Origin of the sequence: Neisseria sp. P0009.S008 (genome assembly GCF_051958615.1) — a bacterium.
GTDB classification, from domain to species: domain Bacteria; phylum Pseudomonadota; class Gammaproteobacteria; order Burkholderiales; family Neisseriaceae; genus Neisseria; species Neisseria subflava.
The window spans coordinates 121873-140748 of record NZ_JBQCVG010000001.1; the positions used below are offsets into that span (position 1 = coordinate 121873).

Here is an 18876-nt window from a genome sequence, read left to right on the forward strand (position 1 = left end):
ATTTTACTTCTATTTAAGTGAATGGCTAGTGGATATAGATTATCAATAACCAAGTAATTTAATGCGATATTAAATTTCATTTAAATCAATAAGGTATGAAAATGATATTGTCTGGGTCATTCATTTGAAAGCACTATTACACTATTGAAGGCCGTCTGAAAAAATCGGTCTCTTAAGAAATAAACAAATCCTCCCTACCATGACTTCGAAAAGGAACACAATCATGACCGTCATCAAGCAAGAAGACTTTATCCAAAGTATTTTTGACGCTTTCCAATTCATCAGCTACTACCATCCTAAAGACTACATTCAGGCTTTGTACAAGGCTTATCAAAAAGAAGAAAACCCTGCGGCCAAAGATGCGATGGCGCAAATTTTGGTCAATAGCCGTATGTGTGCTGAAGGCCATCGTCCGATTTGTCAGGATACCGGTATTGCAACCGTATTCTTGAAAGTGGGCATGGATGTACAATGGGATGCCGAGATGAGCGTACAGGAAATGGTTAACGAAGGCGTACGCCGTGCATACACCTATCCTGACAACAAACTGCGCGCCTCCGTATTGGCCGACCCGGCTGGCAAACGTCAAAATACCAAAGACAACACCCCTGCCGTTGTACACATGGAAATCGTAAAAGGCGACAAAGTCGAAGTTACTTGCGCAGCCAAAGGCGGCGGTTCTGAAAACAAAACCAAAGTTGCCATGCTCAACCCTTCAGACAATATCGTTGATTGGGTATTGAAAACCGTTCCACAAATGGGTGCCGGCTGGTGTCCTCCGGGTATCTTGGGTATCGGCATCGGCGGTACGCCAGAAAAAGCAGTGTTGATGGCAAAAGAGAGCCTGATGAGCCATATCGATATTCAGGAACTCAAAGAAAAAGCCGATTCCGGTGCAGAATTGTCTACTACCGAAGCCCTGCGCTTGGAACTTTACAAAAAAGTAAATGCCTTGGGCATCGGCGCACAAGGTTTGGGCGGTTTGAGCACCGTGTTGGATGTCAAAATCCTTGACTACCCAACCCACGCGGCTTCCAAACCGATTGCCATGATTCCAAACTGCGCGGCAACCCGCCACATCGAATTTGAATTGGACGGCTCAGGCCCGGCTAAATTGGAAGCCCCATCTCTGGAAGATTGGCCGGATCTGACTTACAGCCCTGACAACGGTAAACGTGTCGATGTCAACAACCTGACCAAAGAAGAAGTGGCCACATGGAAAACCGGCGACGTATTGTTGCTAAACGGTAAAATCCTGACCGGCCGCGATGCCGCACACAAACGTTTGGTTGATATGCTCAACAAAGGCGAAGAATTGCCGGTAGATTTCACCAACAAACTGATTTACTACGTCGGTCCGGTTGATCCAGTCCGTGACGAAGTTGTTGGTCCGGCCGGTCCGACTACTTCCACCCGTATGGATAAATTCACCCGCCAAATGCTGGAACAAACCGGCCTCTTGGGTATGATCGGTAAATCCGAACGCGGCGCAGCCACCTGCGAAGCCATCGCCGACAACAAAGCCGTGTACCTTATGGCAGTCGGCGGCGCGGCGTATCTCGTGGCAAAAGCCATCAAATCTTCCAAAGTATTGGCGTTCCCCGAATTGGGCATGGAAGCGGTTTACGAGTTTGAAGTCAAAGACATGCCCGTTACCGTTGCGGTGGATAGCAACGGTGAATCGGTTCACGCCATTGCGCCAAAACAATGGCAGGCAAAAATCGGTATTATTCCGGTCGAAGCTTGATATTTGACTGAATAATCAAAGGTCGTCTGAACGATTTCAGACGGTCTTTTTTTGTTTACAAATAATTCAAATGTTTTCAAACGAGTAAATTTCCCTTTTTAAAAAGCACTTGTCAAAATCAGCGTTTGAAACTAAAATTCACGGCTTATCGAGTCGGAGTGTGGCGCAGTCTGGTAGCGCACTTGCATGGGGTGCAAGGGGTCGAAGGTTCGAATCCTTTCACTCCGACCAAAGAATTGGAAAGAGCCGTTTTAAAAACGGCTCTTTTTTCGTTTGGATGATTTATCTGAATAATGTATCCGAATGGATTTTAAAACTTAATACCAATGCCGTCTGAAACAAAACCTGCTTTCTCAAAGCAGGTTTTGTTGTTTTCAAAGCAGAACTATTCGGCACTATCTTTCAGCGTGTCTTTATAAGTATAAAGATAAGACGCGCCGACAAAGGATGCGCCACCGACGACATTGTCCAGGAATACGGGAATCATATTGAAGAAAAACTGGCCCCATGTGATGTTTGCGCCTGCCAAAATACCTGCGGGGATAACAAACATATTGGCGACAAGGTGTTGGAAGCCGTTTAATACGAAAATCATGACGGGGAACCAAATGGCCAGCATTCTTCCGGTTGTGTTTTTAGAGGCAAAGTGCAACCAAGCGCCCATGCAGACCATCCAGTTACATGCTACTGCCGATACAAAAGCGCGGCCGAAATCCATATGGACTTTGGCTTCTGCTACGGCAATGGTTTTTTCTGCTACGCTGCCTTCAATCATGCCGACATAGTATCTGAGGAAAAACGCCATCGCCAGCGTACCCACCAAATTGCCCATGCAGACGATAACCTAGTTGCGCAGCAGCATTTTGGAGGAAATCCGTCCGGCCAATCTGCCTAAAGACATGATCATCATGTTGCTGGTTACCAGCTTGCCGCCGCCAAGCAGGATGCAAATCAAGGCGATTGGGAACACGGCTGCACCGAGTAAAGTGGCAGAACCGCTCCATTCGTGCGGAATGCCGCTGACTACTTTTAAATAGGCAAGATATCCAAAGCCGATGTATCCGCCGGCTAAAACGCTCAAGATTGCCAGTGTGGGAATGCTGGATTGTGCTTTGGCGCAGCTTTTGTCGAGAACAACCTGTAAAATTTCCTGTGGGTATAAATCGCGCGAAGCCATGATGTTCCTTAAAGTGGGTTGAGGAGGGAACGCCGTTTCAAAAGTGGCGCAAACTGTCGCGGTAGGGCAGTGTTATAAGGAGCCGGTGTACGGTCTTTGTTTTATCAATCAGCCTGAATTAAACCTAAAAAACAGATACTTCGCCTTGCTTTAACTTAAAAGAAATATTATTACATTTTGCTTCTGTATGAAAAAAGGCCATCTGAACGTTGAGGTTTCAGACGGCCTTGTTTTGATTTTTTAAACTTACAAATGTGCCAGCTTTGCATTGCCTTCGCGAGGAATAGGGCGCGGATTGCCTTGTGAATCGATAGCGACGTAAGTGAACACGGCTTCGGTGACCAGTTGGCGGTCTTCCGTTACCATATCGTTCATCAAAGTCTTAACCCATACTTCGATTTTCAGTTGCAAAGAAGTATTGCCTACGCGGACGCAATGACCGTAGCAGCACACGACGTTGCCGACCTTTACCGGTCTGATGAAATTCATTTCTTGAACAGCCACGGTTACAATTCGTCCCTGTGCGATTTCTGCCGCCAAAATGCCGCCGCCCAGATCCATTTGTGACATAATCCAGCCGCCGAAGATATCCTGATTAGGATTGGTATCGCGCGGCATGGCTACCGTACGCAATAAAAGTTGTCCTTCTGGTGCAGCATGTGTTTGTTTGTTGTCAGACATAAATAATCCTGTCAAAAAAGTGCTATTTTACGCCATTTGTAGCAATAAACCTATGTAGGCCGTCTGAAAAATCAGCAGGCAAAGTGTTACAATCAACATATTCATCAGACAAAGGAGAAAGCTCATGCATCCGATTCAAGAACCACGAAATAGCGGCCTTTTGCGCGTATCCGACATTCACGAAATCTACTGGGAAGAATCAGGCAATCCTGATGGCCACCCCGTGATTTTCCTGCATGGCGGCCCCGGAGCAGGCGCATCACCTGCCTGTCGCGGCTTTTTCAATCCAGAACATTTCCGCATCGTCATTATCGATCAGCGCGGTTGCGGACGCTCCAAACCCTATGCCTGTATCGAAGACAACACCACTTGGGACTTGGTTGCCGATATTGAAAAAGTACGCGAAATGCTCGGTATTCAAAAATGGTTAGTTTTCGGCGGCTCATGGGGCAGCACCTTGTCGCTGACTTATGCCGAAACCCATCCCGAACGCGTCAGCGGCTTAGTTTTGCGCGGTATTTTCCTGTGTAGACCGTCTGAAATGGCATGGTTGAACGAAGCAGGCGGCGTCAGCCAAATTTATCCGGCCCAATGGCAAAAATTCATTGCCCCCGTGGCCGAAAACAAACGCCAAGCCCTAATTAAAGCCTATCATGAAATGCTGTTCAGCGAAGATGAAGCCACACGCCTCAAAGCGGCCAAATCATGGGCAGATTGGGAAAGCTACCTTATTCAGTTTGAACCTAAAGACGTGGATGAAGACCCACAAGCCTCCCTTGCCATCGCAAGAATGGAAAATCATTACTTCGTGAACGAAGGCTGGTTACAGGGCGATAAAGCCATTTTGGCAAACATCGATAAAATCCGCCATATCCCAACCATCATCGTTCAAGGCCGCTACGACCTATGCACTCCGATGCAAAGCGCGTGGGAACTCTCGCAAGCCTTCCCTGAAGCGGAATTGAGAATCGTCCAAGCAGGCCACTCTTCTTTTGATCCTTCGCTTTCCGAAGCATTAGTGAAAGCGGTGGAGGATATTAGAAGCAAGTTATAAAGATTAATCAATGACAATGCCGTCTGAAAAAGTTTCAGACGGCATTTTTTCTATTTACATATTAAATTTAATATCATATTATCATTGCATGATATCAGTTTGAATTTTTTAGAATTTCAATATGAAACCTCTAATTTACTACGCCCATTCCGCGCAAGACGAACTCAGCAATTTTTTGCCTTACGAACATTGGCAAACCTTGCAAAGCCATTCGGTCAATGTTGGTGAAATGGCGGCGGAGTTTGCTCGGGTGTTTGGTGCGCAGGAAATTGCCTGCCAGACGGGACAGCTTCATGACTTAGGGAAATATTCGGAACCATTTGACCGCCGATTACATGGTGGTCCATCAATCGATCATGCTACTGCCGGAGCCAAAATTGCTGTCGAGCGTTGGGGAAATGTTATTGGCAAGCTGATGGCGTTTTGCATTGCGGGGCATCATGCCGGGTTGGCAAATGGAAACGGCGAAGGTGATAACCGCCGCACGTTAAAGCAGCGTTTAGCCTTGCAATTTGGCGCAGATATTTCCGCTTTTGATAACCTGTGGCAACAAGAAATCAAACTCCCTCAAAACCTGCCCGAACCGCCACTCGAACCCGACGCGCATCATCCTTTTTTCTCCTACGCCTTCTTCACTCGAATGCTCTATTCCTGCTTGGTGGATGCCGATTATCTTGATACTGAAGCCTTTTATTCAAACCTAGAAAACAAAGCCGTCGAGCGCGGCGGTTATCCCGATTTAAACGCCTTACAACGCAATTTCAATCAATTTATCAACGATTTCAGACGACGTATCGCCCAAGCTCCAGATCAAACCGAAGCCGAAAAACGTAATGCCGCCTTAAACCGCCTGCGCAGCGAAATTCTCGATTACGCCGTAGAACAAGCGGCACAAGCGCAAGGGCTGTTCACGCTTACCGTGCCGACCGGTGGCGGCAAAACCTTCACTTCTATGGCGTTCGCGCTGGAACACGCCAAACGGCACGATATGCGGCGCGTGATTTACGTCATTCCATTCACCAGCATCATCGAACAAAACGCCGCCGAGTTTCGCAAAGCCTTTGGCGAATTGGGCGAACAAGCCGTGTTGGAACACCACAGCACTTTCGACGACGGTAAACTGCAAGATGAAGCCACCAAAGACAAATTGCGCCTTTCCTCGGAAAACTGGAACGCGCCGATTGTCGTGACCACCGCCGTGCAATTCTTCGAATCCCTCTTTGCCGACCGCTCCTCGCGCTGCCGCAAGCTTCACAACATCGCAGGCTCCGTCATCATTCTCGACGAAGCGCAAATGCTGCCGCTCAATCTTTTGTTGCCCATCATGCAAGCCATCAAAGAATTGGCGCAAAACTACCGCTGCAGCGTCGTCATGTGCACCGCCACCCAGCCTGCCGTGCAAGCCGAAAACGGCTTCTATCGCGGCTTTGAAAACGTGTGCGAAATCGCCCCAAAACCGACCGCACTTTTCGACAAACTGCGCCGCACCACCGTGCAACACATCGGCACACAAACCGACGCTGACCTGCTTGCCAAACTTGCCGAACACCCGCAAATGCTCGTCATCGTCAATAACCGCCGCCACGCCCGCAGCCTGTATGACCAAGCCAAACACCTTGACGGCACGTTCCACCTGACCACCTTAATGTGCGCCAAACACCGCAGCCAAAAGCTTGATGAGATTCGAGGCCGTCTGAAAAACGGCGAACCCTGCCGCGTTATCGCCACCTCCTTAATCGAAGCCGGCGTTGATGTCGATTTTCCGCTGGTGATGCGCGCCGAAGCAGGTTTAGACAGCGTTGCCCAAGCCGCCGGACGCTGTAACCGCGAAGGCAAAAGGCCGTCTGAAAACAGCTTTGTATGGATATTCGCGCCAGAAGAACAATGGAAAGCTCCGCCCGAACTTGCCACCCAAGCCGCCGTTATGCGCCTGACTGCCGACAGCTTTTCAGACAATCTCTTATCCGCCCAAGCCGTCGCCGCCTACTTCTCCGAGCTTTATCAATTAAAAGGCAGCGAACTGGACAATAAAAAAATTCTGAAAATGCACAACGATACAGGGCAAAGCCTTGATTTCCCATTCCAAACCATCGCCGACAAGTTCCACATGATCGAAAGCCATATGCAGCCGCTGATTATTCCGTTCGATAACGAGGCCGAAAACCTCATTAGCAGCCTGCACCATACCGACCACATCGGCGGACTCTTACGCAAACTGCAACCCTACATCGTCCAAATCCCCGAAAAGGCCCTCGCCGCTTTATATAAAGCAGGGCGTATCGAACCGATTAACGAGAAAAACTTCGGCAAACAGTTTTATACGCTGATTGGGCTGGATTTGTATGATGATGTGGCGGGTTTGAGTTGGGAGGATACAGAGTTTTTGAAGGGGGAGAGTTTGGTTTTTTGATTTTGGTCCTTAATAAAATATAATTTAACTTCTTTAGAAGTTGATTTTTTAAATGTACAAGAGTAATATGCTATCAACACAAAAAATGGATGCTGGAGAAAGCGTAAAAAATGAATAACACAGAACTTGATGATTTAAAAAGATGGCTGCAAGCGATCTTTACAGATAAGTTAGTAATTATCGTTGGTTCAGGCCTATCTTGTGCGGAAGGTTTACCTGGTATGTGGCATCTAGGTGAGAAATTAAAACAGGAGATACCTAGCAAAATCTCCGATGAAAATTTGAAAACTTGGAATGAGATTGCAGCCTGCCTTGAATCAGACGGATTAGAAGGTGCTTTATTAAAGCATCCAGCTAATGATGCAATTGAATCTGCAATAATCAAAATAACGGCTGAATATTTTTTAAATGAAGAACAAAAAGCAATTAATAGATGTATTTCTGAAAATAAGAAACTCAAATTCTCCTATTTATTGCCTCATATTTCAGCATGCACCCCTAAGACAGCTCGTGTGATTACAACAAATTACGATAGACTGATTGAGTTTGCCGCTGAGTGTGAGGATTGGGGCGTTGATTCGATGATGGTTGGACGGTACTGGGGGAGACATAATCCTGATTTGAGTGAAAAATTATTAGTTGAAAAGGTTGTTGCAAAAGGAAAAACGCCAAGACTTGTTTATCGAAATCATATCAAAATTTATAAACCACATGGCAGTTTAGATTGGTTTATGGCTGGAGATACTCCAATGACTAGTTGCATAGGCGCAATGGAAGAACCGCTAATTATTACACCTGGTGTTGGTAAGTATAAAAAGGGCTATGCGCAGCCATTTGATGCTCATCGAGAACAAGGGAATAGAGCAATTGATGACGCTTCTGCAATTTTATGTATTGGCTATGGTTTCAATGATGATCATCTTCAAACTCATCTGACCACGCAGATTAAAAGCGGTATTAAAACATTAATATTAACGAAGACCTTATCAGATAATGCACGAGAAGTAGTTAAAGCATCATCAAATTGTAAGGCTCTTGTTCTTAATAAAAATCCACAAGGGACTATTGTTGTTAGTAACTCAGAAGATGCGTTTATTCCTGATGTGAACTGGTGGGATATTGAATATTTTGTGAAAGAGGTTTTAGAAAATGGAAATTAAAAAATTAAATTTTGAAGATAAAGACCAACTTGGAAGAGTCGTAACGGTAGATACAAGTCGGGTTTTGATTTCTGTTGAAGAGCATGAACAAATGACCAGCATTGCTGTTGGTAATTTGATTGCAATCAATGGTAGGACAGCTAATGAGTTCCTCATCGGAATCATTGAACGGGTAACGCGATCAATTAGTGAAAAATTACTTTTGGATGAAACATCTGATGACGGTTCAATTCCGTTAGGCGAAAGTCAAGATGATTTTATTAGGGCTGTTCTGATTGGAACTTACAGGAAAGTTGATGGGAGTTTGAGCAATACATTTAAACGTGGTGCAGATTGCTTCCCTCAAATTGATAAAACTTGCTTTCATCTCAGTGGCAGCAATTTGCAATTATTTATGAATCTGCTATCAGCCAATGTAGCAGAAAATGAGCGATTGACATTAGGTCATTTTATGGCTGATGAAACAGCAATAGCAGTAGCGAATGGCGATAAGTTCTTTCAACGGCACGCTGCTATTCTGGGGAGTACTGGTTCTGGTAAAAGTTGGTCTGTTGCTTTGATTTTAGAAAGAGCAGCCGCATTAAAATCGGCTAATCTTATCGTTTTCGATATGCATGGAGAGTACTCAACTTTGTGTGAAGGAGAAAATCCAATTGCACAGCAATATCATATCGCAGGACCAGGAGATTTAGACGGTTCAAATCCGAATAGTCTGTTTATACCTTACTGGTTGTTAAACAGAGAAGAAATGCTGGCTTTGATTCTTGACCGAAGTGATGATAATGCACCAAATCAGGCAGCAAGATTTACCGAACATGTCCGTACTTTGAAAGAGCAGACCTTACAAAGTGAAGGAAAAACGGAGGTTCTAGAGACATTTACGGTTGATTCACCGATTCCATATGATATTGACTCTCTGCTGAGCTGTTTAAATCATGACAATGTTGAGATGGTTCCTAAAGAAAATGGCTCAGGAACAAAGCAAGGACCTTGGTATGGGAAATTATCTCGTTTTATAGGTCGTCTGAAAGCCAAAATTGATGATAGACGTTGTGGGTTTATGTTTCAGCCTCCTGAAGAATGTAATGCTTACGGTTGGCTAGAAAATATGTTGATGAAACTGTTTGCCGTTTCAGAGAGCCAAAGGGGCATTAAAATCATTGATTTCTCTGAAGTTCCATCAGATGTATTACCAATTATTACAGGTGTTCTCGCTCGCTTGTTATATAACATTCAATTCTGGATGGATAAAGATGCACGACACCCATTAACGATTGTTTGCGATGAAGCGCATTTATATCTTCCAGTTCGTGATGCGGCAGAGGCAGCAGAAAAACGAGCATTAGAAGCCTTTGAACGTATTGCAAAAGAAGGTAGAAAATACGGCGTATCTTTATTAGTTGTTAGCCAGCGCCCTTCAGATGTTAGCCGGACAATCCTTAGCCAGTGCAATAATTTCTTAGTTCTTCGCCTAACAAATGATCAAGATCAAAGTGTTGTGAAACGGTTGTTACCTGAATCAATGGTAGGAATTACAGATATTTTGCCACTGCTTGATTTGGGTGAAGCATTGTTATTAGGCGATTCAATTTTACTTCCTACAAGAATTAAACTCGATACGCCTAAAATAGCTCCTGAAAGCGCAACGCGACAATTCTGGAGTGATTGGGCAAACCAAGAACCAAAACCAGATGCTGTATCAAAAGCTGTTGAAGCACTACGCCGACAAGTTCGAGCATAACACGTCGTCTGAAAACCTTTCGCACTTAACCGTGCGTGGATTGAAACTAAAGTAGTTAGATTAGTCAGCTAATCCGCCCCTTCCTTGCGAAGGGGCGTGTGTACAACCAAAAGGAGAACCAAATGAACCAAATCCGCCTACACGTTTGGGGCGATTATGCCTGTTTTACCCGTCCGGAGATGAAGGTGGAGCGGGTGTCTTATGATGTCATCACGCCATCGGCGGCGCGCGGGATTTTGGCGGCGGTGCATTGGAAGCCGGCGATTCGCTGGGTGATTGATAAGATTTATGTGTTAAAGCCGATTCGGTTTGAGTCGGTGCGGCGCAATGAGTTGGGCGGCAAGATTTCGGCGGGCAAGGTCAGCGGCGCGATGAAGCGTAAGAGCGTTGCCGATTTATATACGCTGATTGAAGACGACCGCCAGCAGCGCGCGGCGACGGTGCTTAAAGACGTGGCTTATGTGATTGAAGCCCATGCGGTGCTGACGGCAAAAGCGGGGGCGGATGAGACCGTTACCAAGCATATTGAGATGTTCAAACGCCGTGCGAAAAAGGGGCAATGCTTTCAACAGCCTTGTTTGGGTGTGCGTGAATTTCCTGCCGATTTTGCGTTGATTGACGAAGGCGAGCCGCTGCCGCCGTCGGCGTTATCGGAAAGCGAGGCAAACCGCGATTTAGGCTGGATGCTGCACGATATTGATTTTGACCACGGCAACACACCGCATTTTTTCCGTGCGGAAATGAAAGATGGCGTGATTGATGTACCGCCGTTTTACGCCGAGGAGGTGAAAGCATGATTCTTGCGTCCCTTGCCCGCTATTACCGCCGTTTGGCAGCAGAAACCGATGAAATGGGCAACCCGAAAGTGCCGCCTTATGGCTTTAGCGAGGAGAAAATCGGCTGGATTTTGGTGTTGGATAAAGAAGGTCGTCTGAAAACTGCCGTGCCGAATCTGACTGCCGATAAAAAGCCGCAGCCGAAGCTGATGAGCGTGCCGCGCCCTGAAAAACGCACATCGGGTATCAAACCGAATTTTTTGTGGGATAAAACCGCCTACGCGCTCGGCGTGGAAGCCAATAAAAACAAAGCCGAGGCGAAGGAAAAGTCGTTTACGTCGTCTGAAAAAACTTTTGAAGCCTTCAAGCAATACCATCTCGATTTACTGCAAAACAGCGAAGACGAAGGCTTGCAAGCCTTGTGCCGTTTTCTGCAAAACTGGCAGCCTGCACATTTCACTGCCGAAAATCTGCCTGCCGAAATGCTCGATGCCAACATCGCATTTTCTCTTGAAAAACCGACCGCACTTATCCATAAACGCGAAGCCGCGCAAACCTTGTGGGCAGACTGCCTAAAAAGCGACGAAGCGCTTGAAGGTTTGTGCTTGATTAGCGGCGACACTGCCCCGATTGCGCGGCTGCATCCGGCGATTAAAGGCGTGTTTGGCGGGCAAAGCTCCGGCGGTTCGATTATTTCGTTCAATAAAGAAGCCTTTGCCTCTTTTGGTAAAGAGCAAGGCGCAAATGCGCCCGTTTCCGAACAATCCGCGTTTGCCTACACCACCGCGCTGAACTATCTGTTGCGCCGCGAAAACAATCACTGCTTGACCATCGGTGATGCCAGTACGGTCTTTTGGGTGGAAGCGGACGATAACGCGACCGCGCAAGCTGCCGAAGGCTTCTTCGCGCAAGTGTTCACGCCGCCGGATGATGAACAAGAAAGCGCCAAAGTTTTCAACGTATTGGAACAAATCGGCAAAGGCCGTCCACTGCAAGAAATTGCGCCCGAACTTTCTCCCAATACCCGTTTTTATATCTTAGGGCTTGCCCCCAATGCCGCGCGGATTTCTGTTCGGTTTTGGCTGGACACCACGTTTGGGCAGCTGGCGGAAAACTTGGCGCAGCATTGGCAAGATTTAGCCCTTGAGCCTTGCGCGTGGAAAACGCCGCCGTCTATTTGGCGACTCTTGTTGCAAACTGCCGTATTGGGCAAAAGCGAAAATATCTCGCCCGTATTGGCAGGCGAAATGACCCGTGCCGTGATTTGCGGCACGCCGTATCCCATGAGCTTGCTGTCGCAACTGATTACCCGAATCCGTGCCGACGGCGACGTGAACGGTCTGCACGTGGCAATGATGAAAGCCGTATTAGAGCGGCGTTTTAGAAAAGGTTTTATCGAAGAAGGAGTTCCTATGAGTTTGAACAATGAAAGCCCGAATCGCGCCTATCTTTTAGGGCGGCTGTTTGCCGTGTTGGAGCGCATTCAATATCAGGCGTTGGGCGAATTAAACGCCGGCATTGCCGACCGCTATTACGGCTCTGCATCCGCCGTGCCGTTTTCTGTTTTTCCGCGCCTTTTGTCGGGTGCAAAACACCATTTGTCGCGCTTGCGTAAAGACAAAGCCGGTATGGCTGTGAATTTGGATAAAGATTTGGGCGAAATCATTGCCAAACTGCCCGAAACCTTTCCGCGCCATTTGAGCATTGACGAGCAAGGCCGCTTCGCCATCGGCTATTACCATCAAAAACAAAGCTATTTTGCTAAAAAAGAAACCGCTGAAACTATTGAAAACTAAGGAGCCAGAAAATGTCTGCCATTCAAAACCGCTATGAATTTGTTTACTTTTTTGACGTAACCAACGGCAACCCCAACGGCGATCCCGATGCGGGCAATATGCCGCGCCTTGACCCTGAATCCAGCAAAGGCTTGGTAACCGATGTCTGCCTGAAACGCAAAATCCGTAATTTTGTAGAAATCAGCAGCGAAAACGAAGCCGGTTACGAAATCTACGTCAAAGAAAAAAGCGTGTTAAACCTGCAAAACAAACGCGCTTATGAAGCACTTGGTATTGAATCTGAAGCTAAAAAACTGCCCAAAGACGAAGCCAAAGCCCGCGACATTACCGCGTGGATGTGTAAAAACTTCTTCGATATCCGCACTTTCGGCGCTGTGATGACCACCGAAGTCAACAGCGGGCAAGTGCGCGGCCCGGTACAACTGGCATTCGCCCAATCCATCGACCCGATTGTGCCGCTGGAAGTTTCCATCACCCGCATGGCGGTAACCAACGAAAAAGACTTGGAAAAAGAACGCACCATGGGGCGCAAATACATCGTCCCTTATGCGCTCTACCGCGTGCACGGCTTTATCTCCGCCAACCTTGCCGCCAAAACCGGTTTTTCAGACGACGACTTAGCCAAACTCTGGCAAGCTCTGACGCTTATGTTTGAACACGACCGCTCCGCCGCCCGTGGCGAAATGGCGGCACGTAAATTGATTGTTTTTAAACACGATAGCGCACTCGGCAGCCAGCCTGCACATAAACTGTTTGACGCCGTGAAAGTCGAACGCGTAAACGGCGAATCAGGTACGCCCGCAAGCGGTTTTGGCGATTACAAAATCAGCGTGGTTTCAGACGGCCTCAATGGCGTGAGTGTGGAAGAGTTGCTGTAAAAACACTTAAAAAGATGACCGCACTTTTAACCGAAACCCAAGGGGAAGATCAGGACACGCGCCTGATCCCCCTTTCCGCCCTGCAACACTACGCCTTCTGCCCGCGCCAATGCGCCTTGATTCACAACGAGCAGGCGTGGGCGGAGAATTATTTGACCGCGCAGGGCAAAGCGCTGCATGAGCGGGTGGATTCGGGCGAGCCAGAAACGCGCAAGGGCGTGCGCTTTGAGCGGACGGTGCATGTGTCGGCGGAGAAGCTGGGCATCAGCGGCGTGTTGGATTTGGTGGAAGTGGATACAAAAACAGGCCGTCTGAAACCTGTGGAATACAAACGCGGCAAGCCCAAACCCGACCCAATGGACGAAATCCAGCTTTGCGCCCAAGGCTTGTGTTTGGAAGAAATGACGGGGCAAACCGTCTTTGAGGGCGCGCTGTGGTATATGCAAACCCGCCACCGCGTCCCCGTCGTGTTTTCAGACGACCTGCGCGCCCAAACACTCGCCACCATCGCCGCCGTGCGCGAACTTCTAAACAGCGGCCAAACCCCGCCGCCTAACTACGGTAAACGCTGCAAAGCCTGCTCGCTGGTGGAAATTTGTCAGCCGGAGCTGTTGGGGAAACGGGATAGGAGTGTGGGGTATGTGGCGGGGTTGTTCTCTTTAGTAGAGAGTTAGTTGAATAGCCTTTATTTTCAATGGCTCATTTTAATACAATTCAAGAATAGGTAATATTATGAAAATAATATATTTGGATTACAACGTTATTAGTTATTTAAGAACAGGAAATTTTCCTAAAAATATTTCTCCCAAATTAAAAGAGAAGGTTGAATTCATAAAAGAAAATTACTCTATTGCATTTAGTCCAGCTCATTTAGAGGATATTGCAGCATCAAAAATAAGATGTGGAACATCTGATGATGTTATAAGATCAGAAATAGAATTTTTAACTTCAATAGCAGGAAGAAACTCGCTAAGACCTATAACTCGTGAAACTTTAAAAATATATTATGATGAATATCCTATAGATTGCTACCACAGAGTTGTCAGTGGTTATGTAGGAAATGATCTGATAGAACCTATTGAGAAAAAAATTCTTGAGGACGCACATAGCAATCCATTATCAGAACCTAAGGAAATGAATAATATTTCACCAGAAGATATTTTTGATCAGTTTAGAAAGAAACAAATATCTTGTTCATTATATAAACAAGGGTATTTAAGTGAATCTGAGATTGAAAAAAGTCTTAATTGGACATTTGATGATATAAAAGATAAGTTTTATATTGTTGAGGCATATATAAATTTAGCAGCTAATTTACTAGAAAAATTAGGTTATTATAGGGAATCAGAAAATAAATATAGATCTAGATTGCATGATGTTTCTCATATGATATACGGTGCTTATTGCGATGTTTTTGTTTCTGCTGATAAAAAAATGATAAATAAATTAAAGGCTATTTATAGTGCTTTAAATATTCCTACTGAAGTTCTTTCTCTTTTAGATTTTCAAAATAAGTTAGACTGTTAATGAGCGGCAGGCTGTAACCTGCATCTCCACCAACTGCGTGCGTAGCTGCGCCACACACCCTACTGTGGACGATACAAGCTTTAAAACCAAAATGTAGGGTGTGTGCGGTACGCACGCACGCGGTTTTTGCTGTTCAAACTATTGTTTAAAACTTTCAGACGACCTTATGTTTCAGTCTATGTAGGTCAGATACTTGTATCCGACAACCTTTTGATATTTATATGATTTGAAATTATTGCGGTAATTTTGAAAGTGTCGGATTCGAGAATCCGACCTACCATTTTTCAGGTAGCTAAACTCTGTTAAATGCCCCAAAACTACGGCCACCCCCAAGGAGTCTCCCATGCGCAAACTGCAAAACACGCTCTATATCACTACCCAAGGCAGCTATCTGCATAAGGAGCGGGAGACGCTGGTGGTGGAGCAGGAGCGTAAGAAGGTGGCGCAGTTGCCGGTGCATTCTATCGGGCATATTTTCTGTTTTGGGAATGTGCTGGTGTCGCCGTTTTTGCTGGGGTTTTGCGGTGAAAATAATGTGAATTTGGCGTTTTTTACCGAAAACGGACGTTTCTTGGGGCGGCTTCAGGGGCGGCAGAGCGGCAATGTGCTGTTGCGTCGGGCGCAGTATCGGGTGTCGGAGCAAAATCCCGTGCCGATTGCGCGCAATATCATCGCGGCGAAGATTCAGGCGAGTAAGCGGGTGCTCCAGCGGCAGATTCGCAATTACGGCGAGAATGCGGTGATTCAAAGTGCGGTCGATTCTTTAAACATTTCGCTGCGGCAATTGAAGGGCGCGACGGAGCTGGACGTGGTGCGTGGTATTGAGGGCGATGCGGCGGCAAGATATTTCGGCGTGTTCGGGCAACTTTTGAGCGAAAAAAGCGGTTTTACTTTTGACGGGCGCAACCGTCGTCCGCCCAGAGACGGGGTGAATGCGCTGTTGTCGTTTGTGTACAGCATTCTGGGCAAGGACATCAGCGGCGCGCTGCAAGGCGTGGGGCTGGACCCGCAGGTGGGCTTTCTACACGCCGACCGACCGGGGCGCGACAGTTTGGCGCAGGATATTTTGGAAGAATTCCGCGCGTGGTGGGCGGACAGGTTGGTGTTGTCGCTGATTAACCGAGGGCAAATCAAACCGCAGGATTTTGTTACCGAGGCAAGCGGCGCGGTGAGCTTAAAAGCCGATGCGCGTAAGCTGTTGTTTCAAGCTTTGCAGGCGAAAAAGCAGGAGAAAATTGTGCATCCATTTTTGGGTGAAGAAGTGGAAATCGGTTTGCTGCCGTATATTCAGGCAATGCTGTTGGCGCGCCATTTGCGCGGGGATTTGGCGGAATATCCGCCGTTTTTGATGAGATAGGTTTGCAGGCTGCCTGAAAACGGGTTGGCTGCTTTCAGACGACCTCTAAAGCAGCCTGCACATGGGAATACAAAATGCTGATGCTGATTACTTACGATATTTCGCTGGAGGACGCGGAAGGACAGGCAAGGCTGCGACGCGTGGCGAAATTGTGTCTGGACTACGGCGTGCGCGTGCAGTATTCAGTGTTCGAATGCGACATCGCGCCCGACCAATGGGTTGTTTTAAAAGACAAACTTTTGAAAACCTACAACCCTGAAACCGACAGCCTGCGCTTTTACCATCTGGGCAGCAAATGGCGGCGCAAAGTGGAACACCACGGCGCGAAACCAGCGGTGGATGTGTTTAAGGATACGTTGATTGTGTGAATCGCCAACCTGCGGTTCCCATGAAAATGCGGCAGGGTTGGAGAATTGGGATTGTTCTTTAACAATCAGGATATTGCGAATGCGGGTGTAACGGAAAAGGCTGTGTTATACTCGCGTTCGCGCTTTTCTTGGGAGTCTAGCGAAATCGGGGCTGCGAAACCTGATGGAGCAAGGCTTTTGAGAGAGGCTCCAGCCGTCTTCGGGCGGCTGTGTGTTGAAACTTATTGGCATTGATTGCAAGCCGTCTAATGCTCTCCAGCCGTCTTCGGGCGGCTGTGTGTTGAAACAAGCGGTGGCGGAAGCTCAAGCGATGGTGGTAGCCCAGCCGTCTTCGGGCGGCTGTGTGTTGAAACTAAGTCTTGGCGGCAAAAGTCCCCAAAATCTGACCAGCCGTCTTCGGGCGGCTGTGTGTTGAAACAAACAAATGGCAATCGTGTACAAAACGTGATCGTCCCAGCCGTCTTCGGGCGGCTGTGTGTTGAAACAAAAGTGGCTGTTTGGTACCGGGACGCGCGTTGTCCCAGCCGTCTTCGGGCGGCTGTGTGTTGAAACGTCCATGATGTTGAGCGCGTCAGTGACGACGGCCCAGCCGTCTTCGGGCGGCTGTGTGTTGAAACTCGCAGGATGGCTTCTTGGCGGCGGCGCGCTTCCCAGCCGTCTTCGGGCGGCTGTGTGTTGAAACTCGAGCGAGTATTTGCGGCCGCTCAAATTGTGGATCCAGCCGTCTTCGGGCGGCTGTGTGTTGAAACAGCGTTGATTCCGTTATATCGGCAACATTCTGCTGTGCCAGCCGTCTTCGGGCGGCTGTGTGTTGAAACAGCTGGCGCATTTGCCATTTCGGAAACGCTCTCGCCGGCCAGCCGTCTTCGGGCGGCTGTGTGTTGAAACAACTTGGCGAGCAGGGCGGTTTTGGTTTCGTCTTCCAGCCGTCTTCGGGCGGCTGTGTGTTGAAACAAATAACAGTTTATGGATTGGGCAGTGGCCACGCCAGCCGTCTTCGGGCGGCTGTGTGTTGAAACGTTTTAGTACGTGGCAATCCTTGAAAAAAGTGGGTCCAGCCGTCTTCGGGCGGCTGTGTGTTGAAACCATCCTAGCGGCAGTTCCTGACAGACATGTCATTCCCAGCCGTCTTCGGGCGGCTGTGTGTTGAAACCACAAGAAACTGTCTAAAAACAGCGCGGACAATCCCCAGCCGTCTTCGGGCGGCTGTGTGTTGAAACAATGAAACCGTTAATGCCCGCGACCAAGGCCGTCCCAGCCGTCTTCGGGCGGCTGTGTGTTGAAACTGATGGCCGATTTATTCACAATCACTTTGGCGAACCAGCCGTCTTCGGGCGGCTGTGTGTTGAAACTTTAGTTTCAACACGCAGCCCAATGGGCTGAATAACCCAGCCGTCTTCGGGCGGCTGTGTGTTGAAACTTCCACGCCCATTTTGTTGGCGGCGTATCCTGCGCCAGCCGTCTTCGGGCGGCTGTGTGTTGAAACTAATAATTTAGGAGTTTTTATTCCTTATGTTAGACCAGCCGTCTTCGGGCGGCTGTGTGTTGAAACAAAAGCCTTTGGGACAAACTCCCAAAAGAATTGATCCAGCCGTCTTCGGGCGGCTGTGTGTTGAAACTTGTTTTCGGGCGAAAAATTGAAAGACAGCCTAAACCAGCCGTCTTCGGGCGGCTGTGTGTTGAAACAGTGCTTGCAGCGTCTCGGCGTCATCTCCGAAGATCCAGCCGTCTTCGGGCGGCTGTGTGTTGAAACGTCAAAATCCCATTTTCCATTTTTTATAACTCCTCCAGCCGTCTTCGGGCGGCTGTGTGTTGAAACCCCCTATGGCAGCAGCGTTTCCTGCCGCATGAGCCAGCCGTCTTCGGGCGGCTGTGTGTTGAAACAAGTTCGGCAATCATGGATTTTTCACGCTCGGAAACCAGCCGCCTTCGGGCGGCTGTGTGTTGAAACCAGTCCACCAAATCCAAGCAATCCAAGTCTTCGGCCAGCCGCCTTCGGGCGGCTGTGTGTTGAAACTTTCCCCTTTTTTCTGCCCGTTTTAATATTCCCACCAGCCGCCTTCGGGCGGCTGTGTGTTGAAACTATATGGTCAAGCATATATTGGCGGTCAGAATGGTCAGCCGCCTTCGGGCGGCTGTGTGTTGAAACTGCCTCTTCGGCCTTCAAATCACATGAAATTGCCCAGCCGCCTTCGGGCGGCTGT

At 47.8% G+C, this 18876-nt stretch carries 13 protein-coding genes, 1 tRNA gene, 1 pseudogene and 1 CRISPR repeat array; of the genes and pseudogenes, 13 read left to right on the forward strand and 2 right to left on the reverse strand.

The features are described 5' to 3' along the window. The first annotated feature begins 223 nt into the window (after window positions 1–223). Window positions 224–1747, forward strand: a complete 1524-nt coding sequence (locus tag ACTHSQ_RS00600; protein WP_440370918.1) for a fumarate hydratase — start codon at window positions 224–226, stop codon at window positions 1745–1747. 154 nt (window positions 1748–1901) lie between these two features. Beyond that, window positions 1902–1978 (forward strand) — tRNA-Pro (locus tag ACTHSQ_RS00605). A 154-nt stretch (window positions 1979–2132) separates the two neighbouring features. On the opposite strand, the pseudogene ACTHSQ_RS00610 reads toward ACTHSQ_RS00605, so the two are convergent. Continuing rightward, a pseudogene (locus tag ACTHSQ_RS00610) lies at window positions 2133–2924 on the reverse strand (formate/nitrite transporter family protein). Window positions 2925–3170: 246 nt separating this feature from the next. After that, complete coding sequence (gene yciA, locus ACTHSQ_RS00615) at window positions 3171–3605, reverse strand: acyl-CoA thioester hydrolase YciA (RefSeq protein WP_003680677.1); 435 nt, start codon at window positions 3603–3605, stop codon at window positions 3171–3173. A gap of 124 nt (window positions 3606–3729) precedes the next feature. Between yciA and pip the strand changes: the two genes are divergently transcribed. The 11 genes from pip (at window position 3730) to cas2 (ending at window position 16672) form a co-directional block, all read left to right on the forward strand. Further along, window positions 3730–4659, forward strand: coding sequence for a prolyl aminopeptidase (pip, locus tag ACTHSQ_RS00620; protein WP_070714186.1), 930 nt, complete (start codon window positions 3730–3732; stop codon window positions 4657–4659). Window positions 4660–4780: 121 nt separating this feature from the next. Further along, entirely contained in the window at window positions 4781–7069 is a 2289-nt protein-coding gene (cas3, locus tag ACTHSQ_RS00625) for a CRISPR-associated helicase Cas3' (protein ID WP_440370919.1), read from the forward strand. A gap of 110 nt (window positions 7070–7179) precedes the next feature. Continuing rightward, on the forward strand, window positions 7180–8229 hold the full coding sequence (locus ACTHSQ_RS00630) for an SIR2 family protein (protein WP_440370920.1): 1050 nt from the start codon (window positions 7180–7182) through the stop codon (window positions 8227–8229). Then, the gene (locus ACTHSQ_RS00635) at window positions 8219–9970 is read left to right on the forward strand and encodes an ATP-binding protein (protein ID WP_440370921.1); all 1752 of its coding nucleotides are present in this window, start codon (window positions 8219–8221) and stop codon (window positions 9968–9970) included. Before ACTHSQ_RS00630 ends, ACTHSQ_RS00635 begins: the two co-directional genes overlap by 11 nt. Before the next feature lie 122 nt (window positions 9971–10092). After that, window positions 10093–10767, forward strand: coding sequence for a type I-C CRISPR-associated protein Cas5c (gene cas5c, locus ACTHSQ_RS00640; protein ID WP_440370922.1), 675 nt, complete (start codon window positions 10093–10095; stop codon window positions 10765–10767). Continuing rightward, the gene (gene cas8c / locus ACTHSQ_RS00645) at window positions 10764–12542 is read left to right on the forward strand and encodes a type I-C CRISPR-associated protein Cas8c/Csd1 (protein ID WP_440370923.1); all 1779 of its coding nucleotides are present in this window, start codon (window positions 10764–10766) and stop codon (window positions 12540–12542) included. Before cas5c ends, cas8c begins: the two co-directional genes overlap by 4 nt. A gap of 11 nt (window positions 12543–12553) precedes the next feature. Then, window positions 12554–13420: a type I-C CRISPR-associated protein Cas7/Csd2 gene (gene cas7c / locus ACTHSQ_RS00650; protein ID WP_005636528.1), complete on the forward strand. Its 867-nt coding sequence runs from the start codon at window positions 12554–12556 to the stop codon at window positions 13418–13420. A 14-nt stretch (window positions 13421–13434) separates the two neighbouring features. Then, the gene (gene cas4 / locus ACTHSQ_RS00655; protein WP_440370924.1) at window positions 13435–14094 is read left to right on the forward strand and encodes a CRISPR-associated protein Cas4; all 660 of its coding nucleotides are present in this window, start codon (window positions 13435–13437) and stop codon (window positions 14092–14094) included. A gap of 58 nt (window positions 14095–14152) precedes the next feature. Beyond that, complete coding sequence (locus ACTHSQ_RS00660; RefSeq protein ID WP_308887362.1) at window positions 14153–14947, forward strand: hypothetical protein; 795 nt, start codon at window positions 14153–14155, stop codon at window positions 14945–14947. A gap of 343 nt (window positions 14948–15290) precedes the next feature. Next, window positions 15291–16304 carry a type I-C CRISPR-associated endonuclease Cas1c gene (gene cas1c / locus ACTHSQ_RS00665; protein WP_440370925.1) on the forward strand — a complete coding sequence of 338 codons (1014 nt, stop codon included), beginning with the start codon at window positions 15291–15293 and terminating at the stop codon, window positions 16302–16304. Window positions 16305–16378: 74 nt separating this feature from the next. Beyond that, window positions 16379–16672 carry a CRISPR-associated endonuclease Cas2 gene (gene cas2 / locus ACTHSQ_RS00670; protein ID WP_003685729.1) on the forward strand — a complete coding sequence of 98 codons (294 nt, stop codon included), beginning with the start codon at window positions 16379–16381 and terminating at the stop codon, window positions 16670–16672. A gap of 189 nt (window positions 16673–16861) precedes the next feature. Beyond that, window positions 16862–18821: a CRISPR direct-repeat array (repeat unit 32 nt; unit sequence CCAGCCGTCTTCGGGCGGCTGTGTGTTGAAAC). Window positions 18822–18876: the final 55 nt, after the last annotated feature.